The sequence below is a fragment of the Blastococcus capsensis genome (assembly GCF_030165005.1).
Classification (GTDB): domain Bacteria; phylum Actinomycetota; class Actinomycetes; order Mycobacteriales; family Geodermatophilaceae; genus Blastococcus; species Blastococcus capsensis.
Genome location: NZ_JASNNW010000006.1, coordinates 277,292 through 302,006, shown reverse-complemented (window position 1 = coordinate 302,006; position 24,715 = coordinate 277,292). Strand labels below are relative to the sequence as shown.

Here is a 24,715-nt window from a genome sequence, read left to right as displayed (position 1 = left end):
GCAGCCCGGGACCGCAAGACCCTCGCCCTGCAGGAGGCCCGGGCGCGGGAGGTCGTCGACGGCGAACGCGCGGCCCGCACGCCGCGGTTCGTCAAGACCAGCAACGGTGCCCGATCCCTGGACGAGACCGCACTGGCCAGAGCGCAGAGCCTGGTCGGGTTGAAGGGCTACGTCACCAACATCCCCGCCAATCTCATGCCCGCGGCCGAGGTGATCGGCAGCTATCACGACCTGTGGCGGGTCGAGCAATCGTTCCGGATGAGCAAGACCGATCTGCGGGCCAGGCCGATGTTCCACCACACTCGCGACGCCATCGAGGCCCACCTCACCGTCGTGTTCACCGCCCTGGCCGTGGCCCGCGAGGTTCAGAACCGCACCGGCCTGGCGATCGGCAACGTCATCCGCCAGCTGCGGCCGCTGCGCTCGGCCACGGTCGCGATCAACGGCGCCACCCAGACGTTCCACCCCGCCGTTCCCGCAGCTCAGCGGGTCATCCTCGATGCGCTACCGCCGGTCGAAGTCACGCACTAAGCAAATGATCAAAGTCGGGTCATGCGCGCAGCAGGCGTCGGTGCATCCGTCGGCACAGCTGCAGCCGTCCTCCGCCGGCAGACCGCCGACGCCGGGCCGAGCCGGGGCACAGCAGCCCTCTCCCTTCCATGCCTGTACCGCCTCCCGGGCGGCGACGGCGGCCACGATGAGGCCGGCGACCGGGTCGGCCCAGCCCCAGCTCAGCGTCGCGTTCAGCAGCAGCCCGGTCAGCACCGCGGCGCTCAGCGCCGTGCAGAGCGCGGTCTGCGTGCCGTCGGCAACCACGGCCGCGGATCCGAGCGCCTTGCCGGTGCGCCGCTGCGCCCAGGACAGGAACGGCATGACGATTAGTGAGGCGACGGTCAGCCCGATGCCGACCGGGGAGGTGTGCGGGTCGGCGCCCACAATCAGCGACCGGACCGACTCGACGCCGACGTAGGCGGCCAGCAGGCCGAAGGCCACGGACATCAGTCGCAGCGCCTGCCGCTCGCGGCTCTCGGGCAACCGGTGGGCGAACTGCCACAGGATGATCAGCCCGCTGGACACCTCGATGACCGAGTCCAGCCCGAACCCGATCAACGCGACCGAGCCGGCGACCAGCCCGGCGGAGATGGCGACGACGGCCTCCACGACGTTGTAGGTGACGCTGGTGCCGGCGAGCAGCCGCGCCCGGCGGCCCAGTCGGGCCCGCTCGGCGTCGGTCAGCGCCGGGTGTGCGTGGGCGTGGACCACGCTCACCGGAGCGCCTGCCCTGCGGCCTCCGCGGTGCCGGCGGGCAGCGGCGCCGGCGATCCGCTGACCGCGGTCAGCAGCCGGTGACCGGCGTCGGTGAGCCGGTACATGACCAACTTGCCGTCGCGGCGGGAGGTGGACAGGCCGGCGGTGCGCAGGACCCGGCAGTGGTGCGACACCAGGTTCTGCGCCAGCTCGGTGATCCAGGCCAGGTCGCACACGCACAGCTCCTCGCCCAGCTGCAGGGCCGCGGCGATGCGCAGCCGGGTGGGATCGCCCAACGCCTTCGCCTGTGCGGCCAGCGCCCGAGCCTGCTCCTCACCGGTCAGTGCGGCGCGGACCGCCTCGGCGTGCGGCAGGTCGAGGCACAGCAGTTCGCAGGTGTCGCCGTTCATCGGTTCCTTTCGTATCCCGGTCGCGCTCACAGCAACATAGCAACGGACGTTGGTGTGTGGAGGCTGCGGTGGGTGTCGCCTCGGTTTCGTTGGTGGCCGTTGGGCGGAGCGGGACGGGCAGGAAGCCGCTGCTCAGACGCCGGACAGGAACAGCAGCCCGGCTCCGACCAGCCCGGCCTCGACCAGAGCGACGAACGTCCGGTCATTGATCCGGCCGACGATCCGCTTGCCCATCCACGCGCCGGCGGTGGTCGCCGGCACCAGCGCCAGCCCGAGCAGCAGCACCGGCACCGACAGCAAGTCCCCGGCTCCGTAAGCGGCGGTCTTGGGTGACGTGCATGAGCAGCGCGCACGCCGCCTCGGTGCCGATGTAGGCGCCGCGGGTCAGTCCGTAGGAGAGGAAGAATGGCGCGGTCAGCGGCCCGACCGAACCGAGCAGCGCCGACCCGAGGCCCGATGCGGCGCCGACGCCGACGAACGCCGTGTCCGAGGGCCTGCGCGGATGCGGGTTGATCCGCCGCCACGCCACGACGACGAGCAGGAACACCCCCAGGAGACGCTTGAGCGGCTCGAGCGGGACGGTGACGAACAGCAGGGCGCCGAGCACTGCGAACGGCACCGCGCCGGCGGCGAACCGCGCGATGAGCCGCCGGTTGAGCTCGGTGCGGTTGAACCAGACCCGGCTGCCGTTGCTGGCCAGCTGGGTCAGGATGAGCACCGGCACCGCGACCCGCAGGCCGAACAGGGCGATGAACACCGGTAGCAGCAGCACTCCGCCGCCGAAGCCGGCGACCGCGGACAGCGCGGCCAGCGCGAACGCCGCACCCGACGCGGCGAGCAGGGTCAGCAGCAGGTCGCTCACCGGAAGTCGTGCACCAGCACCCGGCCCGGCGCGCCGTCAGCCCAGCGCCGCGTCGTCCGCCGCGCCCAGGGCCGCCATGAGGTCGGTGCGTGCCCGGGCGACCCGTGACCGGATGGTGCCCACCGGGCACCCGGCCACCGCGGCGGCTTCGGCGTAGGGCAGCCCGAGCAGCTGGGTGAGTACAAAGGCCTCTCGCCGGTCGCGGTCGAGCCGGGCGAGTAGGTCGTCGACGGCGGCCTGCTCGCCGACCCGGTCGGCACCGTCGGACATCTCGATGTCGGCGGCGTCGACCGCGCGCACCAGGGTCGGCCGCCGGCGGCGGGAGCGGACGGCGTCGGCGCACACCCGCCGGGCGATGGCGAGCAGCCAGGTACGCAGCGACGAGCGGCCCTCGAAGCGGTGCAGCCCGGCGAACGCCCGCAGGTAGGTCTCCTGGGTCAGGTCGTCGGCCGACTGGCGGTCGCCGAGCGCGGCGCACAGCCGCCAGACGTCGGACTGCGTGGCCCGCACCAGGGAGGCGGCGGCGAGCGGGTCGCCATCGGCGGCGGCCGCGGCGAACGGTTCCAGCTCGTCCACCGAACTCCCTCCATGAGACCGGGAACCGGACGCCCCCCCGTGACGACTACTTCACCATGCAGTGTTCCGCGTTCCGCGAGGCGGCGTCGGCGCGCCTCGACGGCGAGGCGCTCGGCATGTCCGAGTCGGCCCTCGACCGGCACCTCGCCGCCTGTCCGGGCTGCGCCGCCTGGGCGGCCGAGGCAGCGGTGGTGTCCCGCCGCGCGCGCCTGACCTCCGCGCCACCGGTGCCCGACCTGACCGCCAGGGTGCTCATCGCGTTGCCGAAGGAGATGCCCGGCGTGCGCGCAGCCGCTCGCGCGCGGCTGGTCGGCAGCGCGCTGCGGCTGGCTCTGGTGGCCGTCGCCGTGGCGCAGGCCGGTCTGGCCTGGCCTGCGCTGATGAGCGGCACGGCGGCGATGAGCGCGCCGCTGCACATGGCGCACGAGACCGGCGCCTGGAACGCCGCGCTCGCCGTCGCGTTCGTCGCCGTGGCTGCCCGGCCGCGGTGGGCGGCCGGTTCGTTGCCGTTCCTCAGCGCCTTCACCGTCTTTCTGCTCGCCACCACGGTGGCCGACCTGGCCGCCGGCCACGTGCACCTGGACCGGGCGCTCGTCCACCTGCTGCTGCTGGCCGGGGTCGTGCTCATCTGCGTCGTGGCGTGGCGCGGACGTCCGCCCCGGCAGCGGTCGGCGCTCGCTGTGGCCCGCCGGCGGGCGGCCGCGTGACCGGAACCGCCCGGGCACGTGCCGTCGGCGTGGCCCTCGTCGGCTGGCTGCTGGCCTTCGGCGTCACCGCGGGCCCCGCCGCCGCGCACGCCGAGCTCGTCTCGACGACGCCGGGGGCGGAGGCTCAGCTCGACACCGCCCCGACCGAGGTACGACTGCAGTTCAGCGAGGCGGTCTCGCTGGGGGCCGGGTACGCGCGGGTGCTGGACGGCGACGCCGAGCGGGTAGACACCGGGGCACCGGCGGTTGAGGGCGACACGGTGACCATCCCGCTTCGCGACGAGCTGCCCGACGGCGGCTACCTTGTCACCTACCGGGTGATCTCGGCCGACTCGCACCCAGTCAGTGGCGCGTTTGGATTCGTGGTCGGCGACGCCGAGCCGGTCGACCAGGCCCTGGCCGACGCCGCCGACGACAGCGACCCGTTCGTCGCCGGGCTGCTCGTGGGCGCCCGCTGGCTGGGTTTCGCCGGCCTCGCGCTGGGACTCGGCGTCCCGGCGTTCCTGCTGCTGTGCTGGCCGGCCGGCTGGGCGGTTGCCCGCCTGCGCCGGCTCGCCGCCGCCGGCGCGGCCGCCATCGCGGCCGGCGGTCTGCTCATGTTCCTGCTGCAGGGTCCGTACGCGGCCGGCAGCGGCCTCGGCGCGCTCGCCGCACCGGACCTGCTCGCGACGACGGCATCTTCCACCTACGGCCGCACCCTGCTGGCCCGCGTCGTGCTCGCTCTCCTGCTGCTGGCCGCGCTGCGGTTCGCGCCACGACGAGCCGCCGTGATCGCCGGCGCCGTCCTGGCGTTGGGGCTGATAGCCACCACAGCCGCCGTCGGACACCCGGTCGCCGGCGCCATGCCGGTGCTCGCCGTGGTCGTCACCTCGGTGCACGTCGCCGCGATGGCCCTGTGGCTGGGTGGGCTGGTCACGCTGCTGGCCGGGCTGCTCCGGCCGGGCGTAGCGGCAGGTGATCTGGCGAGGGCGCTGCCGCGGTTCTCCCGGCTGGCGTTCGGCTCGGTGGCCGCGCTCGTCCTCACCGGTGTCGTGCAGACCGTGCGCGAGGTCGGCACCCCGGCCGCGCTGTTCACCACCACGTACGGCTGGGTGCTGGTGGCCAAGGTCGCGCTCGTCCTGCTCGTGCTCGGCGCCGCCGGCGTGGCCCGGGTGTGGGTACAGCAGCACCTGGGCGGCCCCCGGCCTCGCCGCGGCGGCCGGCGGGTCACCGCGCACGCCTTCTCCGCCGAAGCCGAGTCACTCGAGGTGGCCGCGCAGGCGCGGGCCGCCGCGCAGGCCGACGCCGCGGTCGAAGACGTCGTCCCGTTCCGCCGGTCGGTGCTGCTGGAGGGGACGGTCGTGGCCGTCGTCCTGCTGCTGTCGGCCGTGCTGGCGGGCACCCCGCCGGCACGCTCGGCGGTCGCCGACCCGGTGGACGCCACCCTGGCCCTGGAGGGGGCCGCCGGCACCGACGGCACCGTCCAGCTGTCCGTCGTTCCGGCCCAGGCGGGTCCGAACACGCTGCACGTTTACCTGTTCGACGAGAACGACCGGCTGACCCAGCCACAGGCCATCCGGGTGACCCTCACCGAGCCCCAGCAGCAGATCGGCCCACTGGAGGTCGACCTCGAACCGGCCGGGCCCGGCCACTACATCGGCGACGGCATGTCCATCCCGACCGCCGGCACGTGGACCCTCGCCGTCACCGTGCGGCTCGACGAGTTCACCGCCACGACCGCGCGCACCACCTTCCCGGTGCGCTGACCCCACACAGAAACAACAGAAGGAGCACCCGTGTCCCGCACGATCCACCGGCTCGCCGTCGTCCTGGCCGCCGTCCTGACCACTCTGCTGGCGCTGGCCGGCGTCGCCGCCGCCCACGTGAGCGTCTCGTCGCAGGACGCGGAGCCCGGCGGCTACGGCAAACTCACCTTCCGGGTGCCCAACGAGAGCGACACCGCCAGCACCGTCGCGTTGCGTATCTCCATCCCGGAGGAGGCGGCCATGGCCTCCCTGCGTGCGATGCCCCTGCCCGGGTGGAACGTCACCATGACCACCGAGCAGCTCGACGAACCGCTGGAAGCGCACGGCCAGGACATCACCGGGTACGTCTCGGTAGTCGAGTTCCGGGCCGAGGACGGCGCCGGCATCGGGCCGGGCGAGTTCGGCGAGTTCGCGCTGTCCGGCGGCCCGTTGCCCGACGCCGAGACACTCAGCTACCCCGTCGTGCAGACCTACAGCGACGGCAGCGAGTCGGCCTGGATCGAGCCCACTGTGGACGGCGCGGAGCCCGAGTCCCCGGCCCCGGTACTGGCCCTCAGCGGCGACGCCGGTGGCCACGACGCTCTCGTCGACGCCGAGGAGGCCGAGGCCAGCGCCGATGCCAGCGCCGATGCCGCGGACGGCGGCTCGGCCACGGCGACGACGGCGCTGGTCCTGGCCATCATCGGCGTGCTCGCCGGGATCGGCGGTCTCGCCCTCGGCTGGGCGGCGCGCCGCCGTACCGCATCTGCGTGAGTCGCTCCGTCCGCAGCCGCCTCATCGCCGGCCCCCCTCCGGCGGGCCGGCGGTCGAGGCCCGGGGACGGCCGTGCTCGCCGTTGCCTCTGTAGGCAAGGGACGACGAGGCGCGGATCACCTCCGACACAACGCGCCCAGGCCGTTGCCCGTGAGCTCGGCATCGTCACCGGAGCATGACCGTGCTCGTCCACCCAATGACTGCCGGTGGTCTGCTTGCCCGGCTGCTCGTGGTCGCCGCTGGCGTGCTGGCCGTGCTCGGCCTGGCCGACCCCGCGCTAGCGCACACCGGCGGGGGAGCGGCAGCCAGCAACTACGACGGCCGGGTCACCTCCGTCACCCCGGCGATGCCCGGGGTCGAGGTACGGGTGCTCTCCTTCGGCGATGAGTTCGAGCTGGCCAATCGCGGCTCGACCGAGGTGCTGGTGCCCGGCTACTCCGACGAGCCCTATCTGCGCATCGGTCCCGACGGCGTCTGGCGCAATCGCAACAGCCCGGCCACCTATATCAACGAAGACCGCTACGCCGACGTGGAGCTGCCAGCGCGCGCGTCGGCGACAGCCGCCCCGGACTGGGAGCAGGTGTCGACCGAGCCGGCCTACGCATGGCACGACCACCGCATCCACTTCATGGGCGAGGGCGTCCTGCCGCCGATGGTCGCGGCCGATCCCGACCGCGCGCACACCGTCTTCGAGTGGGCCGTGCCGCTGGTGCACGGCGACACCGAGGTGACCGTGCGCGGGGCGCTGACCTGGGAGCCGCCGCTCTCGCCCTGGACGGGATGGCCGGCCTACGCGGCGATCACCCTGGTGGCCGTCGCCGCCGGTCTGCTGGCCAGGGGACCGCGGCCGCTGGGCGCGCTGCTGGCCGTCGGCGCCGCAGCCGCGCTCTGGCACGCGGCGGCGACGCCGGAGCCGCCGGTGAGCCAGGGCACGCACGCGGGAGCGATCGCCACGGCGATGCTGACGGCACTGATCACCGCGGTGGTGGCCGGGGTCGGCTGGCGCGCGTCGCGCCAGGGACGTGGCGCGACGACCGGGCTGACCGCCGTCATGGTGGGCTGGCTGCTGCTGCTGCAGGGGCTCTCCCACATCGAGGTGCTGCGGCTGGCCAACGTGCTGTCCAACGGCCCCGCCTGGGCAGCGCGGATCGCGGTCGCGCTGCTGGTGCCCCTCGGACTGGGGCTGGTGGCCGGCGGGCTGGCTGCGCTCCGCCGCTTCCGCGAACCGCAGCCGGCCACCCCGCCCGACGAGTAGCTCAGCGCGGGTCAGCCGGACGCGGCATCCACAGCCGCGAGTAGTGCCTCGGCGGTCGGGGTGGTCAGCGGGTCGCTGTCCACCAGCACCGTGGGCGTGCCGGTCAGGCCCTCCTGACTGGCCTGGTCGGTGACCCGTTCGACCCAGTCACCGAAGCGCAGCTCGCGGATCGCAGCCTCCACGTCCGCGCCGGTGGCGCCGGCCTGGGCGGCGAGCGTGATCAGCTGCTCGTCGGACAGCCCGGGGCCGCCCTCGGGGGGCTGGTTGGCGAAGAGTAGGTCGGCGAACTCGAGAAAGGCCTCGACGCCGGCGGCGTCGGCGACGACTGCGGCCGCGTTGGCCGCGCGCGTGGAGTAGTCGTCGTCGGACAGCCGATCGAGGATCGCCACCGGGCGGTAGCGCACCCGCGCCGTCCCCTCGGCGGCGAGCCGGGCGAGCTCGTCGCCGGCGTCTGCCTCGAACCGTCGGCAGGCGGGGCAGAGATAGTCCTCGTAGACATCGATGGTCACCGGCGCGTCGGCCGGTCCGGCGACGAAGGCGGCGCCGCCGGTGCCCGCGGCGGTGTTGGCCGGTGTCACGGCGCCGGAGGTGTCGGTGCGCGCGGACTGCACGACCACCGCGACCACGACCGCCGCCACCACCAGCGCCGTGACCACGAGCCCAGTTGCCAGTCGGTTGCGCCGGCGGCGCGCCCGCTCGGCGGCGGCCCGCTCCGCCGCCCGCTTCGCGGCGATCCGCTCGCGCGCCGTCTGCCGCGAGGAGTGGCCCGTTGATCGGTCAGTTCCGGACGGCATCGGTGTCTCCTGGGACCGTGTCGGTGTCGGTGTCGGTGTCGGTGTCGGTGTCGGACGGCGGTGCGGCGCGGTCGGTGAGCGCCAACCGGGAACGTGGCCGGCGGACGAGGACGGCGGCCAGCGCGAGCAGGCCCAGGTCGCGGACGATCTCGCTCAGGTATGCGGTGTCGTCGGGGTCGACCTGCCCGCCGGAGCCGAAACAGCCGCAGTCGATAGTCAGCCCCCGCGCCCACGCGGACACGACTGCGGCGAGGAACACGACCATCAGGACCGCCGCACCCACCGCTGCTGCCCGTACGAAGACGCCGAGCAGCAGCAGGAGACCGAGGGCGATCTCCAGCACGGGCAAGCCGAAGGCGATCGGCGCGACCAGCGGCTCGGGCAACAACTGGTAGGCGCGCACCGCCCGCCCGGCCGCCGCAGGATCGGGCAGCTTGAGTACCCCGGCGATCAGCAGCACGGCGCTGAGCACGGCTCGGCAGCCGGTGCCCACCCACGGGACGAGCATCGTCATGTCGGAATGGTCGTTCGCCGGACCGGCGGAGTTCCCGCCCGCGCGACGGCTCGCACACTTTTTCCCAGGGGATTCCCCGTCTGGGCACCGTCGGCCACGCCGCCGTCGTGTCCGGGCTTGACATCCAGGCAGGTCAGCCTGGTTGAGATCAGCGCAGTGCTCAGCGGCTGGGTTGATGAGACGGGTTGCGGACCGTCACCCGGGCGGGCGGGGCGAATCGCGGCCTCCGTCCGCCGCTGCGCAGCGACCAGATCCGGTCGCAGCGACCAGATCCGGTCTCTGCACTGCATCCACTGGCGGAGCGTCAGCCGGTCCGGTCCTCCCCGTGGTCCACGGCCGTGCCGATCGGCTCGACCGGCAGGCCAACGTCAACGGCACCGGTGCGGTCGAAGGTGAGGGTGAGGGTCACCGTGTCGCCGGCGGCCGGCACGGTGTTCAGCGGCTCGAGCATCAGGTGCGCCGCCCGCGGGCGGAACTCGAAGGCGCCGCCCGCGGGCACGACCACCTCGTCGAGGCCGGTCATGGTGCCCGCCCCGCCCTCGGACACTTCCGTCATCGGCATCACCATCCCCGCGACGTCGCTGGTGACCGAGACGAGCCGGTCGTCGGTGTCGCCGTCGTTGACGATCGTCAGGTACGCGGCGGCCACCGAAGGGGACGCGGGTTCGCGTACGAACCCGTCGCCGATCGTGAGGTCGCCCATCGTGGCCTGCACGTCCTTGATTGCGAGGCCTGCCGGCCCGGCCGGAACCGAGGACGACGAAGCCGATGGGTCGGCCGCGGGCCGGGCGCTCCCGCAGCCCGAGGCGAGTCCGACCAGCACGAAGGCCGCTCCGGGAGCGATGGCCGACAGGGCGAGGTGGGACCGGGAGAACACGGAGGACATGGAGTAGGAGTCGTTCCCGGCCCTCGTGGAGTTCCCCGCGACTGCCCGAGGACGGAACTCGAACGTTGTCCGTGGGAACCCGGGCGGTACGTGAAGCGACGAATAGGGCATGCATCTTTCTCTTGTCCGTCTCGCCGGGTGGGTGTCCCACAGCCGCGCCCGGGGCGCCGCGGCGGCGCTCGTCGCGGCCGGTCTGCTGGTGGCCGGCTGCGGCGCCGGCGACACCTCTTCGGCGCCGGCCACGGTTAGCGCAGCCGAGGACGTCGGTTCCAGCTTCCGCGGCACCGCGCTGTCCGAGCCGATGCCGCTAACCGACGCCGCGGCCAGCGCCGTGTTCACCACCGCCGCCGGCGGCACGACGACCCTCGGCGAGCTGCAGCAGGACCGGGTGATGCTGGTCTTCTTCGGCTACACCCACTGTCCCGACGTGTGCCCGACCACCATGGCCGACCTGGGCATCGCGCTGCAGCGGACGCCGGAACAGGTGCAGGAACGGAGCCAGGTCGTGTTCATCACCTCCGACCCCGAACGGGACACCCCTGCGGTGCTGACCGACTGGCTCGACCACTTCGACAGCGGGCTGGCCACCCCCTTCGTCGGGCTGACCGCGGCCCCGGAGCAGGTGACCGCTGTCGCCGAGTCGATGGGCGTCTCCCTGTCCCCGCCCCAGGTCGGACCCGACGGCACCGTCACCGTCCAGCACGGGGCGCAGACGCTGGCGTTCGTCGACGGCCGCGCGGGTCTGGTCTGGACCTCCGGCAGCACCTCCGAGGACTATCGCGTCGACCTGGCCCGGCTGGTGGGCGACCTGTGAGCCGCCGTGTCCGCGTCGCCGTCCTGCTCCTCGGCGCTGTTCTGGCCGCCGGCTGCAGCGGTGAGGACGCCGGCCCAGCGGGAGATCCGGTGCTGCCGCAGGATGCCGCTCCCGCCGCCGAGGTCGGCCTGGTCGACGTCGCAGGTCTCGGGCCGGTGCTCGCCGACGGCGAGGGCTTCGTGCTGTACATGTTTCCGCCCGACGCCCGCGCGCAGGTCACCTGCACCGGGCCGTGCGCGGGATCGTGGCCGCCGCTGGCCGTGGCCGACGGGGTCACCCCGACGGCCGGCGACGAGGTCGACCCCGGGCTGTTGGGCACGCTGCCCGATCCGAACACCGGCGGGCAGGTCGTCACCTACGGCGGCTATCCGCTGTACCGCTACGCCGGCGATGTCGATCCCGGTACCGCGTACGGCCAGGCGCTGCTGCTCAACGGCGCCCCCTGGTACGTGCTCGGCGCGGCCGGGCAGCCGCTGACCACCGACCCGGAGGCGACGCCGTGACCGCCGACCCGATCCCGCGGGTGGGACGTGGCTCGCTCAGCCGCCGCGGCCTGCTCACCGGCGCCGCAGGCCTGGTCGCCGGCGTGGGCGGCACCCAAGCGGTACACCTCCTGGGTGCCGCCGACGATGACGCGGCGCCCCGCCCGCCGTCGCCGGGTGAGGAGCTGATGACCGAGCACGGCGTGCTCAAGCGGATCCTGCTGGTCTACCGCGCCGCCGCCGACCAGCTCACCGCCGGCGTCACGCCGCCGGTCGGCGCCGTCGTCGACGCCGCCCGGCTGGTCTATGACTACGTGGAAAGCTTCCACGAGGGCCTGGAGGAGGCCTACGTCTTTCCGCGGGTCCGCGCGGCCCATCCCGACCTGGTCCGCACCCTGCTCATCCAGCATGACCGGGGCCGACACCTCACCGCCCGGATCTATCGCGCCGATGCCCTCGACCTCACCCGCGCTGATGCCCGCGACCGGCTGCGCACCATGCTCGGCCAGTTCGTCCGCATGTACGAGCCGCACGAGGCGTGGGAGGACACCGTCATCTACCCGGCGCTGCGGCTCGGGACACCGCAGCGCGAACTCGATCTGCTCGCCGAGCGGTTCGCCGACCTGGAGAACAGCCACTACGGCGACGCCGCACTGCAGCAGATGCTGGACCGGGTCGCCGGCATCGAGGAACAGTTGGGCGTCGCTGATCTCGCGGCGTTCACCCCGGACGACGACGGCCCCTGACCGCTGCGCCCGGCGGTGCGGCGCTTCGCCGTCTCGTCCGTCGCACGGCCCGACGGTCCTACCCCAAGCCGGCGAGCGCTGATCACACCGCCACGTAGACCGAGATGGCGGCGAAGATTGCAAACCCAGCGGTGAAGAAGATGGCGCCGAGTCGGGAAGTCTCGCCTTCGTGGGCCTCGGGGATCATCTCCTCGACGACGACGGTGGCCAGCGCGCCGCCGGTCAGCGCGAGTACCGAGAGGGTGACGATCTCCGGTGCGTCGCGTAGCGCGAAGTAGCCCAGGGTGGCGCCGAGGAAAATCGGGATGGCAAAGCCACCGGCCAGAAGCAGCCGCCGGCCGCGACTTAGGCCCGCCCGGCGCAGCGAAGCGACCGCGGCAACCCTTCGGGAAGGTCGGCCGGCACCTGCCCGGTGGCCAGCAGCAGGCCCAGGGCGGGATTGAGCACGGTGCCGGTGCCGATCATCACGCCGTCGCTGAACAGGTCGAGGCTGACCCCGGAGAAGATGGCCAGCGGCCCGCTGGCCTTCTCCCCGAGGTTGAGCCGGGCCTGCACGAAGCCCAGCGTCCGGTCGAGGAGGACGAAAAACGCGCCGCCGGCGACGAAGGCCAGGATCGGCACACACGCTGGCGTGGCCGCTAGCGCCTCGGGCATCAGTTCCAGGCCGACGACGGCCAGCACGATTCCGCCGGCCAGGTGCAGGGCGAGGCTGAGCATGCGTTCGGAGACGTTCAGGGTCTCTGACAGCACCGCCCCGACGAAGTTGCCGGCCGCCGGCAACGCTGCCAAGCCCAGTACGAGCAGGTAGTCATCCACGGCGAGGCGATGCCCGCTTGCCGCGGAACGACACGGCCGGTCGCCGATCTGTCACCATCCGGGATCCGGTCTGCGGGAGGCTGGCGGCGTGGGCGTCGAGGACAACAAGCAGCTAGAGGCCCGCCGTCTTCCGGGACGCCCGGGAGGTGTACTGGTTCACCGTCCGCGGCGGCCGCATCGTCGACTGGTGGGCACGGAGGACAACAACGACCGCCGCCGCCAGCCCCGCAGCCAGCCCGCCGCGGCTGAGACTGAGGAGTTAATGCCCGAAATCGTCACTGGTCCGACCTAGCAGCATGGGCAGCATGCCGTCAGGCGCTCGCTGCTGCTGTTTGCGTCGCGGCGCTGGCCGAGATCAGCGGCGCCTGGCCGGTCTGACAGGGTGTGCGCGAGCATCCCGGCTGGATCTGGATCGGCGCCGGATGCGCGACACTTGGTTGAAGACTGGCGGCGAGGTTCGACCCGCTCGGGTCGTCGGCTCGGGGTCCTTCAGTAGGTGGTGCCGGAAGCCGACCTCAACGGGGACACCGCGGGACAACACACGTGCCCCTCAAGCGCGGCCCTGTAAAGACCCGCCCGGGTGAGCTATCCCGCACGGGGAGGACCACCTGGACGCCTCCTGTCCGGAAAGCGGCCTCGACCACCGGGCCGCTCGACATCCACGTGACCGTCAGCCAGGAAGCCGCTAACCCGGGGCTTTCACGGGAAGGCATCGTGACTGGGTGTTGATCAACTGGAAAGTGCTCCTGACCAGCAAGGATGGGTCTTGTCGAGGGACCTGTCCGAGCCGTTCAAGGAGCACCTTCCAGGTGAATAAGCGTAGCCGTTTCTATCCCCGCCTCACGGTCGACACGGCCGACGTACCAGCGGTCGGTCAGGCCGGTGGGGTGCTGCTGACCGAGACCGTCCGGGCCAGCGGTCTGGACGCGGCGATGGCGGCGGCGCTGTCTCCGTGGCGCAAGCCGCTGGCGATCCACGACCCCGGCAAGGTCGTCCTGGACCTGGCGCTCACCCTGGCGGTGGGCGGGGACTGCCTGGCCGACATCGCACTGCTGCGCGCCGAACCTCGGGTCTTCGGCCGGGTGGCCTCCGATCCGACGGTCTCCCGGTGCATCGACGCGTTGGCCGCCGATGCACCCGCGGCGCTGAAGGCGATCAACGCAGCGCGCGCTGCTGCGCGGGCTGCGGTGTGGGGGCTGGCCGGGGAGCACGCCCCCGACCACGCCGCCGACGCCGCGGCGCCGCTGATCATCGACATCGACGCCACGCTGGTCACCTCTCACTCGGAGAAGGAGCAGGCGGCACCGACGTTCAAGCGCGGGTTCGGTCACCACCCGCTGTGCTCGTTCGTCGACCACGGCCACGAGGGCAGCGGGGAACCCCTATCCGTGCTGCTGCGCGCGGGGAACGCCGGCTCCAACACCGCCGCCGACCACATCGCCGTCGCCAAGCAGGCGCTGGCCCAGCTGCCCGGGCACCGGCCCGGCACCCGACCCGGTCGGAAGGTGCTGATCCGCACCGACGGGGCCGGGGCCAGCCACAAGTTCCTGGACTGGTGCCACGGGCAGCGGTTGTCCTACTCGATCGGCTTCGGGCTGCCGGCCAACGCCGCCGAGCTGCTGAAGAAGATCCCTGACGATGTCTGGACGCCGGCCTACGACGCCAACGACCAGATCCGCGACGGCGCCTGGGTCGCCGAACTCACCGGGCTGCTGGACCTGACCGGCTGGCCGCCCGGCATGCGGGTCATCGCCCGCAAAGAGCGCCCCCATCCTGGGGCGCAGCTGCGGATCACCGACGCCGACGGATTGCGGGTCACCGCCTTCGCCACCAACAGCACCCGCGGCCAGCTGCCCGACCTCGAGCTGCGGCACCGCCGCCGCGCCCGCGCCGAGGACCGCATCCGCTGCGCCAAGGACACCGGCTTGATGAACCTGCCGCTGCACGACTTCAACCAGAACCAGATCTGGTGCGCCATCGTCGCCCTGGCTTGTGCGCTCACGGCCTGGATGCAGATGCTCGCCCTCACCGACACCGCCGCTCGACGGTGGGAACCCAAACGCCTACGAACCAGGCTGTTCACCGTCCCGGCCACCCTCGCTCACAGCGGCCGCCGCCGGCTACTGCACCTGGCCGAGCACCACCCGTGGGCCGTCGTCGTCCGCGACGCCGTCGGCCGGCTACGTGACCTCCTCGCGGCACCTGCCGCCGCTGCCGGCTGACCCAGGCGCCTTCGTCCCGACGACCCCGCACCACCCCGGACCGTGGAACCGGCGCCCACCCGAGCGACATCGGCCGAACCATCACACCCCAATGCCAAAATCACCCTCCCGCGGCCCGCCGAGCCGCCTTCCGATGATCATCGGCGGGCGGACGAAAGATCCGGGCTAATGACGGCGAACCGACGCACGTCGCGAACCCAACGTCATGGTCTTCTACAACCGTCAGCATCGCTGAAAGCAATCAAGGACTGCCACAGAGCACCAATGAACCGACCGCTACGCCGACCCTTTCTCTGCAATGTCCAACCCTTACCGGTAACACTGGACCCTTCACTGAAGAACGGCACGCATGCTACCTTCGGAGGTAGGTCGGGCCCCGTTTTGCGGGGCCCATCCGCATTTGTGGGGGTCATGTGTTGGTCATTGTCGGGTGGCGTTGAAGATGCACGGCGGAATGAAAATCTACGCCGGCGCGCCGGCGGCTGCCCGGCACTACGTGGAGGCCGACCGCGGCCGGGCGGACGACTACTACCTCACCGAGGGCACCGGCGTCGCCCGCCGGTTCAGCGTCACCGAGGGGCGGGTGACCGAGCTGGCGCCGCTGACCGGCGATGCCTACGAGACGTGGGTGGCTGGCCGTGACCCGGGCACCGGCGAGCCGCGGGGGCAGCTGCGCGGCGACGGGCGTGCGGTGCGGTTCGTCGAGGTGGTGGTCAACGGTCCGAAGACGTGGTCGCTGGCGGCCGCGCTGCATCCGGACATCGCGACGGCGTATGACGCGGCCCAAGCCCGGGCGGCCGAGCAGATCATCGGCTGGCTCGGGGAACACGCCACCAGCCGGGTCGGTCCGCGGGGCGGGCAGGTGCAGGTGCCGGTGGAGGTGGCCGAGGCGGTGACGGTGGCGCACTACACGTCGCGGGCCGGGGATCCGCACCGCCATCTGCACCTGCAGATCAACGCCCGGGTGTTCGCGGCCGGGAAATGGCGCGGCCTGCACACGGTCGGCGTCCGCGATTCACTCACCGCAATCAACGGTATCGGTCACGCCGCTGTCGCCTGTGACCCGCAGTTCCGGGCCGCGCTCGCCGCGCACGGGTATGCATTGGCTGCTGATGGTGAGATCCGGCAGCTTGCGGAGTACGTGGGCGCCTTCAGCGCGCGGGCCGCGCAGATTGCTCGGAACATCGACAAGTACGAACGGGAATGGGCCGCGGCGCATCTCGGCGAATCCCCCGGCCCGGCGTTGCGCCGCTCCTGGGACGCGCGAGCGTGGGCAGCGGGCCGCCCGGACAAGGTGCTGCCCCAGTCGGGGGAGGACCTCACGGCACGGTGGCTGGCCGAGCTGGTCGCCCTGGGGTACCGCAACCGGAATGTTCCCGTCGGTCTGACGCCCACCGCGGTTGGCGGCCTGGACCGGGAGCAGGTGGTGCAGCGGGTGCTGGCCCGGCTGGCCGCCGCCCGGTCTGCGTGGAACGCCGCCGATGTGCGCGGGGAGGTCGAGCAGCTGCTGGCCGCCGGCGGCGTCGTCACTGACCCGGCGGTGCGCATCGAGCTCGCCGAAGACCTCACCGCCCGCACCGTGGGCCGGTGCGTGCCGCTGCTGGACCGCGCCGGGGTGCCCGAGCACATCCGGGCCTGGACCTCAGGACCGGTTCTCGCCGTCGAGGCCGACCTGACCGCCCGCCTCGCCTCCCGCGGCACCGACCGCTGGGCCGGCGTCCCTGGCACCGACCTGACACCGCCGGTCGACATCGCAGCCGGTGCCACCCGGCTGGATCCCGGACAGGCCGCAGCGCTCGCGGCGCTCACCGGCCGGCGGCGCCTGGTCGTGATCGAGGGCGCGGCCGGCGCCGGCAAGACCACCACGCTGGCCGCCACCAGGAACGCGCTCGCCGCGCAGGGGCGCCGGCTGGTCGTCGTCACCCCGACGCTGAAGGCGGCCAAGGTCGCCGCCGCGGAGGTCGGCGCGGTCGCCGGGTCGGCGGCCCGGCTGGCCTTCGAGTACGGCTGGCGCTGGAATGACGACGGCGCGTGGACCCGCCTGCCCGTGGGCCACACCGATCCGGTCACCGGCCGGGCGTATGCCGGACCGGCCGACGGGGCGCGGCTGCGGGCCGGTGACCTGCTCGTCGTGGACGAGGCGGGCATGCTGGATCAGGACACCGCCCGAGCCCTCCTGACGATCGCCGACGAATGCCAGGTGCACGTCGCCCTGCTCGGTGACCGGCACCAGCTGCCGGCGGTCGGCCGCGGTGGCGTCCTCGACCTCGCCGCGCGTCAGGTCGACCCGACCGGGCACCTGACCCTGGTCGAGGTGCACCGCTTCACCCGCACCGACGCCACCGGCCGCACGATCCCGGACACCGACTACGCCGACCTGACCCTCGCGATGCGCGCCGGCACGAACCCCGGAAAGGTGTTCGACGCGCTGCTGGCCCGCGGGCAGATCCGGCTGCACCCCGACGCGCAGGCGCTGCGGCAGACGCTCGCCGCCGGCGCGGCTGACTGCTACACCGCGGGCGAGCGCGTGGCCGTGGTGGTCGCCACACGCGAGCAGGCCGCCGCCGTCAATGCCGCCGTTCGGGACCGCCTCGTCACCGACGGCCGGGTCGACGACGTCGCGGCGGTGGTCACCGGGGCCGGGGAGCGGATCGGCGTCGGCGACCGGATCGCCACCCGCCGCAACAACCGCCACCACGAGGTCGCCAACCGCGACGTGTGGACGGTCACCGGCGTCGACCCGGGCGGCGGGCTGCTCGTCACCCCCGACGGCACACCGCATGTCACCCCCACCGACGGCGTGGGCGCATCTGTCACCCCCACCGTCACCCCGGCCGGCAACGGAGTGCGGGTGCTGCCCGCCCACTACGTCACCGCGCACGTGGAACTGGCCTACGCAACTACCGCGCACGGCACCCAAGGCGACACCGTGACCGCCGCGCACCTGGTGGTCGGCGAGGACACCGGCGCCGCCGCGGCCTACGTCGGGATGACCCGCGGCCGGGAGACCAACACCGCCCACCTCGTCGCGACCGACCCCGCCGAGGCGCGGGAGCAGTGGCTCGCGGTGTTCGCCCGCGACCGCGCCGATCTCGGCCCGGCACACGCCGCCCGACTGGCCGCCGCCGAGGCCGCCCGCTACGCCCAGCAGCGCCCGCTGGAGCAGGCGCTCGCCGACCTGCACTCCGCGTGGACGGCCGAGCAACGCTGCCTGGACCGGCTCGCCCACGACCTGCCGCGCCGGGACGCGCTGCGCGAGATCGTCGCGCTCGAGACCGCCCACGCCGACCAGCTCACCGCGCTGACCGAGGCATATCGGCAGACGGGAATCGACGCCCGGCAGGCCACGGCGCGGGCCGACGCCAGCGGCGCGGCCGTCACCGCCGAGACGGACCGGATCCGCGACACGCTGCTTCACAGCTGGGACGCCGGGCGTGACGCTGCCCGCGGCGCCGCGCAGGTCGTGCTCGACGGTCCCGGCCGGCTCCACCTTCGGCGGGCGGCGGTGAACCGGGCCGGCGAGCAGTTGGTCGACTGGGCCGACGCCTGGCGGCCCTACCTGCCGGCGATGCCCACAGACCCGCAGCAGATCGCACCCCTGGCTGACCGGTCCGACGACCGACCGCGGCTGTGGACTGCATTCGACTCCTACGCCCGCCACCACGCCGAACACGTTCACCCGGAGCACGCTCAGCTGCGCGCGACCGCAGCCACCGCGCAGGCGACCCGCCGGCACGCCGGAGCCGCGGTGGCCGACGCCCGCCGGCAACACGAGAACCGGCTCGCCCGCATCGGGCACCTCGCCTGGACTCTCGACCCGGCGGAGCGGCTGGCCGACACCGACCGGCGCATCGCCGCCGCCCACACCGAACTGGCCGTCGTCCGCGCCCGCATCGCGCGTCTTACGGCCGAGCCGGCTCTCCTCGGCCAGCCAGCCGACCGCCTGCTTCACGAGCGGGACACCTGGTGCGCACACCAGGACGCCGACCCGACCGCACACCGATCGGCTGCCCCGCTGCCGACTGCACCCGAACCGGGTGTTCGCCTCCCGCGGCCCGAGGACCTCGCGCTGCTCACGCGGCGCACTGCCGCTGGTCCAGGCATCGGGCGATGAGGTCCACCCATGGCGCCTACCAGGGACGCGGAGGTATGCGCTGTTCCCGGCAGGCGGAGCGGAAGCCGGACAACAAGGCTGCACTCGGGATGACAGCTTTCCAGTCAGTAGCGAAGCTCAGACTGCGGTGGGCGGCGAGGCCCAGGGCTCACGGGGATGGAGGCGACGAGCAGTGGCGTCAATCGCGAAGAGACCCGACGGGACCTATCGGCCGCGATACCGGGACGAGAACGGGAAGGAGCATGCTCGCCACTTCAAGCGAAAGGTCGACGCCCAGCGGTGGCTCGATGAGCAGACCGCGGCGATAGTCACCGGTGACTATGTCGACCCGGCGGCGGGGAAGATCACTTTCAAGGTCTGGTTCAAGGCGTGGTCCGGCCGACAGGTATGGGAGCGCGGCACGACGCTTGCCGCTCAGCAGGCGGCCGACTCGGTGACGTTCGCTGACGTACCGATGCGCCAGATTCGGCCCTCGCACGTGCAGCAGTGGGTCAAGGTCATGTCCCAGCCGGCGAGTAGCCGTACGTCCGGGCTTGCCCCCAGCACGATCCGGACTCGATACAACTACGTCCACATGGCGCTGCGGGCCGCCGTTGTCGACCGGATCATCAAATCGGACCCGTCGGCTGGCGTGCCGCTGCCACGAGCGCGCAAGGCGTCGGCGGCCATGACGATCCCCGCTATCGAGGAAGTCGGGCGCGCACTCAGCGTCGCACCGGTGTGGTTCCGGCCGTTCATCGCCGTCTGCGCCTTCGCCGGGCTCCGGTTGGGCGAGACGGCCGGGTTGCGGCTGGAGGACGTCGACTTCCTGCGTCGGACCATCGTCGTCCGTCGGCAGCTGCAGGGCGAGAACCGCGTGACGACCGAGGTCGTGGCGCCCAAGTTCGGCTCCGAGCGGGTGGTCTACGTCCCGGCGGAGCTGGTCGATCTGCTGGCCCAGCACGTGCAGCGAGCGGGAGTCCAGCAGGGTGACTGGATGATCGCCAATGCCAGGCAGCCGCTGAACCGGAACTCGGCAGGCCACCAGTGGCGGGAGGTCCGCAAGGCGGCCGGGCTGGGCGGGTACACGCTTCACGACCTGCGGCACTTCTACGCGAGCGGGCTCATCGCGTCGGGATGCGATGTGGTGACCGTGCAGCGGGCGCTCGGGCACTCCTCGGCGACGATCACGCTCGGCGTCTACTCCCACCTCTGGCCCACAGCCGAGGACCGCACGCGCGCCGCAGCGGGCGACCTCATGGCCGCCGCGCTGGGCGCTTCTGCGGACTCCCTGCGGACCGAGGGACTCTGACGAGTCGCTGACCTGCAAAGATGCGAGTAATTAGCGGTAGTTGTCGAACTGCAGGGCGACGTCGAGGTCCGCGCCGCGCAACAGCTGCTGCACCGCCTGCAGGTCGTCGCGCTTCTTCCCGCTCACCCGGAGCTGGTCGCCCTGGATCTGCGCCTGGACGCCCTTGGGGCCCTCGTCGCGGATCAGCTTGGCGATCTTCTTCGCGACGTCGGACTCGATGCCCTGCTTGATCGTCGCGCCGATCTTGTAGCTCTTCCCCGAGGCCTGCGGTTCACCGGCGTCCAGGACCTTGAGCGAGATGCTGCGCTTGACCAGCTTCTCCTTGAACACCTCGAGCGCGGCCGCGACCCGCTCCTCGGTGTCGGCCTGGAGGGTCACGCCCTCCTCGCCGGCCCAGGCGATGGTGGCGTTGGTGCCCCGGAAGTCGAAGCGCTGCGAAAGTTCCTTGGCCGCCTGGTTGAGGGCGTTGTCGACCTCCTGCCGGTCGACCTTGCTCACGACGTCGAAGGATGCGTCGGCCATGTCCGTCCTCTCCTGCCGGACGGGTTCCGGCGCATCGGTCGCGTCGCCGGGGACCCGTCTCCCGTGTATCCGTCCTCTTGTTACTCTCTCCCGGTACCAAACACGGCGGGTTGCCCGAGTGGCCAATGGGAGCGGACTGTAAATCCGTCGGCTTAGCCTACGAAGGTTCGAATCCTTCACCCGCCACGCCTGGTACGACGGCCCCCGACCTGCGGTCGGGGGCCGTCGCCGTTCCGGTGCTGATCAGGGCAGCGTGGGTGCGCGGGCGCTGGAGACGGCGGTGCGCTCCAGCGGCTGCCCGCCCAGGAACAGCCAGCCGAACGCGATCTCGACGTGCCGGGTGCAGCGCACGGTCACCTCGGCGCCGTCGGTCTCCGCCGACCAGCTGTCCAGCCGGGTGCCGCCGTCGGCGAGCTGGTCGGCGACCGCTGCCTGGGCGGCCGCGCGGGTGAGGGGCAGCTCGGCCCCGACGCCGCGGGAGTAGACGGCTGCCTCGTCGGCCTGGTTCGCGGCGGCCAGCGCGGCGCTGTCGCAGACCGACTGCACCTGCTGCTGCTCCAGGAACGCATCGGAGGCGGCGATGGCACCGAACACCATGAGGGCGGCCACGAGCCAGCAGACCAGCACGAACGGCAGCGTCGAGCCGCGCTGGCTATCGTCCTGACTGGGGTGCACGCCCGGGAGGGTAAGCACCCGGCGACGGTTGTCCACCACCTGTGGACACGATCTGTGGACAGTGTGGACAGCGGTTCACCCGACCCGGCGGTGCCGGGCACAGCCTGTGGACGACGCCGACGCCGGTCGCGCATCGATGGCCCGTCGTCGGACGGCAAGAGTCGGAGGTCGGCGGGTTATCGCGACACGGCTCGGGGTGACTGACGGTGTGATCAGAGTTGCGTCTGGTCACGACTCGGCGACTGTGACGGCGCGTCATCGCGCGAATGCTTGCCGCGACCCGTGACGGGAACGAATGTCTCCCGCGCGGTCCGTATTCGACGACGCTCTGCCCCCGCGCGTGGATGGCTGCCGCTACAGCCAGTCAGTCGTGCTCAGAGGGAGTCGCCATGAACAGCAGCATGCAGCGAGACGCGCAGTCGGCCCGAGGCGTGAAGTGGGGTCGCGGTGTGAAGTGGGGCCGCGGCGTCAAGTGGGGCCGCGGCATCTCCTGACCACGCTCGACGACGGTCGAGCCAGCGGGGCAGTCACTCGTAGGGGTGGCTGCCCCGACTCGTGTCAGAGGCTCGTCGCGCCGATGTCATGGGCGGGCGGGTCCTTTCTCCGAGGTCCGAAGAGGTCGTGGTGACCAAGGTCGCTGTTAGCCTTCGCCCGCCCATCGATCCGGGGAGTCCAGTGCAGGTGCCCGAGCAGGACGTACGCGAGCCTGCACGTCTACCGGTGACGACCCGTAGCCCCTGGGGCGTCGCCGTGATCGCCCTGGCGATCGCGGTGCCGCTCGGCGTGGCGGTCGTCGAGCGCGGCCCGCTCTCCGTGGACGTGCCGGTGCTCCTCGCGGTGTTCCTGACCGCGGTGGTCGCGGAGTGGGTGAACGTCCACATCGAGTTCCGGCACCACAGCTTCGTCAACTCGGCCAGCGAACTGGCGTTCGTCATCGCGCTGCTGGAGATCGGTGGCGTGTGGACCGCGGTCACGCGTGCCGCCGCGGTCGGCGTCGTGCTCGGCATCCAGCGGTTCTCGCGTGCCAAGCTCGTCTTCAACGTGGCCGTCGCGATCATCGACACCGCTGTGGCCGTCTTCGTGCTCGGACTGCTGCCTGTCGGGGACGTGACGGAACCGTGGACGTGGGTCTCGTGCCTGGTGGCGGTGTTCGCGGCGAACGCCGTCGCCGCTGTGATGGTGGCCGGCGCCATCGTCCTGACGCAGGGCTACTCCGGGCGCGCTCTGTGGACCAGTCTGTTCGTCCCCGTCGTCCTCGTCTCGCCGGTCGCCGTGCTGATCGGCCTGGCGATCCTGCTCCTCCTGCACGCGACCCCGTGGTCGTGGGTGATCATCGCCCCGCTCGCCGTGGCTCTCGTCCTGCTCTACCGCCGGTTCGCCGCGGTCACGCGCGAGGGGAACTCGCTGCAGCAGGTCTACGAGTTCGCCCGCCGGGTGGAGGAGGTGCGGCCCGACGAGGCCGGCACCCGCCAGATCGTGCAGGCCGTGCGCGAGCTGCTCAACGCCGAGCGCGTGGCGCTGTGGCTGCCGCCCTACCTCGACGAGGGCCCGCGGCTCGTCGTCGCCACGGAGAGCGGTGCCCACTGGTACGACGGGCCGGGGGATCCCGACGACCCGCTGCGCCGCCGGGCGGTCCTCTCCACCGACGGGGTCATCCAGGTCTGCGCCGCCCGTGCCGACCGGTCCGAGGCCGCGGCGCTGGCCCGCCGCGGCGTCTCGGACCTGCTGGGCGCCCCGGTGACGACGGCGGCCGGCGAGCCCGGCTACCTGGAGGTCTGCGACCGCCGCAGCGACCTGGTCACCTTCGGCACCAGCGAGCGCGGTGCGCTGGACTCGATGCTCACCCACGTCAACGCCGCCATCCGGCAGCAGCAGCTGCTCACCCGGATCCGCTTCGACGCCGACCACGACCGGCTCACCGGCCTGCCGAACCGGCAGCGACTCGCCGCCGAGATCGACCAGCTGCTCTCCGCGGTACCGGCCGGTGCCCGCGCCGGGCTCATCCTCGCCTCCCTCGGCAACTACGCCGACGTCACCGACACCCTCGGTCACGCGGCCAGTGACGAGCTGCTGCTGGTCACCGCCGGCCTGCTGCGCGAGCACGCCCCGCCGCGCGCACTGCTCGCCCGGATGGAGCGCGAGCAGTTCGCGGTCCTGCTGCCGGACCTCTCCCTGGCCGAGACAGAGCGGGCCGCGCGGCGGCTGCGCGAGGCCGCCGCCACGCGGGTCCGGGTCGCCGGCCTGGATCTCGAGGTCTCGCTCACCATCGGCGTCGTCGCCGCGCCGGTGCACGGCACCCAGGTCGGTGCGCTCATGCAGCGGGCGGACGTCGCCCTGCTCGCCGCCGGCGCCTCCGGCGGGGTGGCCAGCTACCACCCGGTCATGGACCAGCAGAGCCTGCGCCGCCTCCAGCTGGGGACCGAGCTGGAGCAGGCGATGGCGGACGGTCAGATCGAGGTGGTCTTCCAGCCGGTCATCGACGCCAAGAGCTCCGACATCGTGTCGGTGGAGACGCTGGTCCGCTGGACGCATCCGCGGTACGGCGCCGTGCCGCCGGAGGACGTCATCGGCCTCGCCGAGCAGATCGGCCGGATCGGGGCGCTCACCGACCACGTCCTCGACCTCGCGCTCGCCCGCTGCCGCCGTTGGCTGGACCAGGGGATCGCGCTCTCGGTCGCGGTGAACGTCTCGGCCCGCTCGCTGGCCGAGCCGGACCTGGTCGACCGGGTGCGCGCCGCCCTGGAGCGCCACCGCGTCCCGGGCGAGCTGCTCGTGCTCGAGCTCACCGAGAGCAGCGTCGTCGACGACGAGGTGCGTGAGAGCTCGGTCCTGGACGACCTCCACGACCTAGGTCTGCGGTTGTCGATGGACGACTTCGGCACCGGCTACTCGTCGCTGTCCCAGCTGCGGCAGCTGCCGATCGACGAAGTGAAGATCGACAAGTCCTTCGTGCTCACCATGGCCACCAGCCAGGGGGAGTCCTTCATCGCCCGCTCGATCATCGAGCTGGCGCACAACCTCGGGCTGTGCGTGGTCGCCGAGGGCGTCGAGGACGAGATGACGCGCAACCAGCTGACGGCCATGGGCTGCGACAAGCTGCAGGGCTTCCTGATCAGCCGGCCGCTGCCCGAGGACCGGCTGGAGAAGTGGCTGCTGGCGCGCACGGGCGTCCGGTCGGCCGTGCCGGGAGCCACCCACCGCCGGCTGTTCGTCCGGACCTGAAGAAGGACCCCGCGCCCCACCACCACTCGCGAGCTCGCGGCGGGGCCCTGACGCGGGGCCG

At 72.6% G+C, this 24,715-nt stretch carries 22 protein-coding genes and 1 tRNA gene; 13 read left to right on the top strand and 10 right to left on the bottom strand.

The features are described from left to right. Nucleotides 1-531: IS1634 family transposase (locus tag QOZ86_RS07525; RefSeq protein ID WP_284491333.1), on the top strand; the 531-nt coding region annotated here is incomplete at its 5' end. Here QOZ86_RS07525 and QOZ86_RS07520 read toward each other — a convergent pair. From QOZ86_RS07520 to QOZ86_RS07505, 4 genes are all read right to left on the bottom strand, one after another. Then, the gene (locus tag QOZ86_RS07520; protein WP_284491332.1) at nucleotides 505-1,269 is read right to left on the bottom strand and encodes a cation diffusion facilitator family transporter; all 765 of its coding nucleotides are present in this window, start codon (nucleotides 1,267-1,269) and stop codon (nucleotides 505-507) included. The two genes, QOZ86_RS07525 and QOZ86_RS07520, sit on opposite strands and share 27 nt — an antisense overlap. Then, a complete protein-coding gene (locus tag QOZ86_RS07515; RefSeq protein ID WP_284491331.1) occupies nucleotides 1,266-1,658 on the bottom strand; it encodes an ArsR/SmtB family transcription factor in 393 nt (130 codons plus the stop codon). Before QOZ86_RS07515 ends, QOZ86_RS07520 begins: the two co-directional genes overlap by 4 nt. Nucleotides 1,659-1,860: 202 nt before the next feature. After that, a complete protein-coding gene (locus tag QOZ86_RS07510; RefSeq protein WP_284491330.1) occupies nucleotides 1,861-2,520 on the bottom strand; it encodes a sulfite exporter TauE/SafE family protein in 660 nt (219 codons plus the stop codon). 36 nt (nucleotides 2,521-2,556) lie between these two features. Continuing rightward, the gene (locus QOZ86_RS07505) at nucleotides 2,557-3,096 is read right to left on the bottom strand and encodes a sigma-70 family RNA polymerase sigma factor (protein ID WP_284491329.1); all 540 of its coding nucleotides are present in this window, start codon (nucleotides 3,094-3,096) and stop codon (nucleotides 2,557-2,559) included. Between the two features lie 56 nt (nucleotides 3,097-3,152). Here QOZ86_RS07505 and QOZ86_RS07500 point away from each other — a divergent pair, with 56 nt between their 5' ends. From QOZ86_RS07500 to QOZ86_RS07485, 4 genes are all read left to right on the top strand, one after another. Beyond that, nucleotides 3,153-3,803 (top strand): zf-HC2 domain-containing protein, encoded by a 651-nt coding sequence (locus tag QOZ86_RS07500; protein WP_284491328.1) that lies wholly within the window; start codon nucleotides 3,153-3,155, stop codon nucleotides 3,801-3,803. After that, nucleotides 3,800-5,548, top strand: a complete 1,749-nt coding sequence (locus QOZ86_RS07495; protein ID WP_284491327.1) for a copper resistance CopC/CopD family protein — start codon at nucleotides 3,800-3,802, stop codon at nucleotides 5,546-5,548. The genes QOZ86_RS07500 and QOZ86_RS07495 overlap by 4 nt, the downstream gene beginning before the upstream one ends. 30 nt (nucleotides 5,549-5,578) lie before the next feature. Next, on the top strand, nucleotides 5,579-6,301 hold the full coding sequence (locus tag QOZ86_RS07490) for a YcnI family protein (RefSeq protein WP_284491326.1): 723 nt from the start codon (nucleotides 5,579-5,581) through the stop codon (nucleotides 6,299-6,301). Between the two features lie 175 nt (nucleotides 6,302-6,476). Continuing rightward, on the top strand, nucleotides 6,477-7,556 hold the full coding sequence (locus tag QOZ86_RS07485) for a hypothetical protein (protein WP_284491325.1): 1,080 nt from the start codon (nucleotides 6,477-6,479) through the stop codon (nucleotides 7,554-7,556). Nucleotides 7,557-7,567: 11 nt separating this feature from the next. Here the strand turns inward: QOZ86_RS07485 and QOZ86_RS07480 are convergent, their stop codons facing one another. The 3 genes from QOZ86_RS07480 to QOZ86_RS07470 form a co-directional block, all read right to left on the bottom strand. After that, nucleotides 7,568-8,350 (bottom strand): DsbA family protein, encoded by a 783-nt coding sequence (locus QOZ86_RS07480; protein ID WP_284491324.1) that lies wholly within the window; start codon nucleotides 8,348-8,350, stop codon nucleotides 7,568-7,570. Beyond that, nucleotides 8,334-8,864 (bottom strand): MauE/DoxX family redox-associated membrane protein, encoded by a 531-nt coding sequence (locus QOZ86_RS07475; protein ID WP_284491323.1) that lies wholly within the window; start codon nucleotides 8,862-8,864, stop codon nucleotides 8,334-8,336. Before QOZ86_RS07475 ends, QOZ86_RS07480 begins: the two co-directional genes overlap by 17 nt. 304 nt (nucleotides 8,865-9,168) lie before the next feature. Next, nucleotides 9,169-9,741, bottom strand: a complete 573-nt coding sequence (locus QOZ86_RS07470) for a copper chaperone PCu(A)C (RefSeq protein WP_284491322.1) — start codon at nucleotides 9,739-9,741, stop codon at nucleotides 9,169-9,171. A gap of 118 nt (nucleotides 9,742-9,859) precedes the next feature. Between QOZ86_RS07470 and QOZ86_RS07465 the strand changes: the two genes are divergently transcribed. Genes QOZ86_RS07465 through QOZ86_RS07455 form a run of 3 tightly spaced genes read left to right on the top strand, consistent with a single transcriptional unit; the run spans nucleotide 9,860 to nucleotide 11,792 of the window. After that, nucleotides 9,860-10,564: an SCO family protein gene (locus tag QOZ86_RS07465; protein WP_284491321.1), complete on the top strand. Its 705-nt coding sequence runs from the start codon at nucleotides 9,860-9,862 to the stop codon at nucleotides 10,562-10,564. Further along, nucleotides 10,561-11,067, top strand: a complete 507-nt coding sequence (locus QOZ86_RS07460; RefSeq protein ID WP_284491320.1) for a COG4315 family predicted lipoprotein — start codon at nucleotides 10,561-10,563, stop codon at nucleotides 11,065-11,067. Before QOZ86_RS07465 ends, QOZ86_RS07460 begins: the two co-directional genes overlap by 4 nt. Continuing rightward, nucleotides 11,064-11,792 carry a hemerythrin domain-containing protein gene (locus QOZ86_RS07455; RefSeq protein WP_284491319.1) on the top strand — a complete coding sequence of 243 codons (729 nt, stop codon included), beginning with the start codon at nucleotides 11,064-11,066 and terminating at the stop codon, nucleotides 11,790-11,792. The genes QOZ86_RS07460 and QOZ86_RS07455 overlap by 4 nt, the downstream gene beginning before the upstream one ends. 345 nt (nucleotides 11,793-12,137) lie before the next feature. Here the strand turns inward: QOZ86_RS07455 and QOZ86_RS07450 are convergent, their stop codons facing one another. Next, the gene (locus QOZ86_RS07450) at nucleotides 12,138-12,608 is read right to left on the bottom strand and encodes a ZIP family metal transporter (RefSeq protein ID WP_284491318.1); all 471 of its coding nucleotides are present in this window, start codon (nucleotides 12,606-12,608) and stop codon (nucleotides 12,138-12,140) included. An 809-nt stretch (nucleotides 12,609-13,417) separates the two neighbouring features. Between QOZ86_RS07450 and QOZ86_RS07445 the strand changes: the two genes are divergently transcribed. The 3 genes from QOZ86_RS07445 to QOZ86_RS07435 all read left to right on the top strand — a co-directional run bounded on the left by QOZ86_RS07445 (nucleotide 13,418) and on the right by QOZ86_RS07435 (nucleotide 20,235). Continuing rightward, the gene (locus QOZ86_RS07445) at nucleotides 13,418-14,830 is read left to right on the top strand and encodes an IS1380 family transposase (RefSeq protein WP_284491317.1); all 1,413 of its coding nucleotides are present in this window, start codon (nucleotides 13,418-13,420) and stop codon (nucleotides 14,828-14,830) included. A 454-nt stretch (nucleotides 14,831-15,284) separates the two neighbouring features. Further along, the gene (gene mobF, locus QOZ86_RS07440; RefSeq protein ID WP_284491338.1) at nucleotides 15,285-18,944 is read left to right on the top strand and encodes a MobF family relaxase; all 3,660 of its coding nucleotides are present in this window, start codon (nucleotides 15,285-15,287) and stop codon (nucleotides 18,942-18,944) included. Between the two features lie 127 nt (nucleotides 18,945-19,071). Beyond that, the gene (locus QOZ86_RS07435) at nucleotides 19,072-20,235 is read left to right on the top strand and encodes a tyrosine-type recombinase/integrase (protein WP_284491316.1); all 1,164 of its coding nucleotides are present in this window, start codon (nucleotides 19,072-19,074) and stop codon (nucleotides 20,233-20,235) included. A gap of 30 nt (nucleotides 20,236-20,265) precedes the next feature. Here the strand turns inward: QOZ86_RS07435 and QOZ86_RS07430 are convergent, their stop codons facing one another. Beyond that, nucleotides 20,266-20,757, bottom strand: coding sequence for a YajQ family cyclic di-GMP-binding protein (locus QOZ86_RS07430; RefSeq protein WP_284491315.1), 492 nt, complete (start codon nucleotides 20,755-20,757; stop codon nucleotides 20,266-20,268). 104 nt (nucleotides 20,758-20,861) lie between these two features. On the opposite strand from QOZ86_RS07430, the gene QOZ86_RS07425 reads away from it, so the two are divergent. Further along, nucleotides 20,862-20,943 (top strand) — tRNA-Tyr (locus QOZ86_RS07425). Between the two features lie 57 nt (nucleotides 20,944-21,000). On the opposite strand, the gene QOZ86_RS07420 is transcribed toward QOZ86_RS07425, so the two are convergent. Continuing rightward, nucleotides 21,001-21,432: a pilus assembly protein TadG-related protein gene (locus QOZ86_RS07420; RefSeq protein WP_284491314.1), complete on the bottom strand. Its 432-nt coding sequence runs from the start codon at nucleotides 21,430-21,432 to the stop codon at nucleotides 21,001-21,003. Between the two features lie 720 nt (nucleotides 21,433-22,152). On the opposite strand from QOZ86_RS07420, the gene QOZ86_RS07415 reads away from it, so the two are divergent. Continuing rightward, on the top strand, nucleotides 22,153-24,654 hold the full coding sequence (locus tag QOZ86_RS07415; protein ID WP_284491313.1) for a putative bifunctional diguanylate cyclase/phosphodiesterase: 2,502 nt from the start codon (nucleotides 22,153-22,155) through the stop codon (nucleotides 24,652-24,654). Nucleotides 24,655-24,715: the final 61 nt, after the last annotated feature.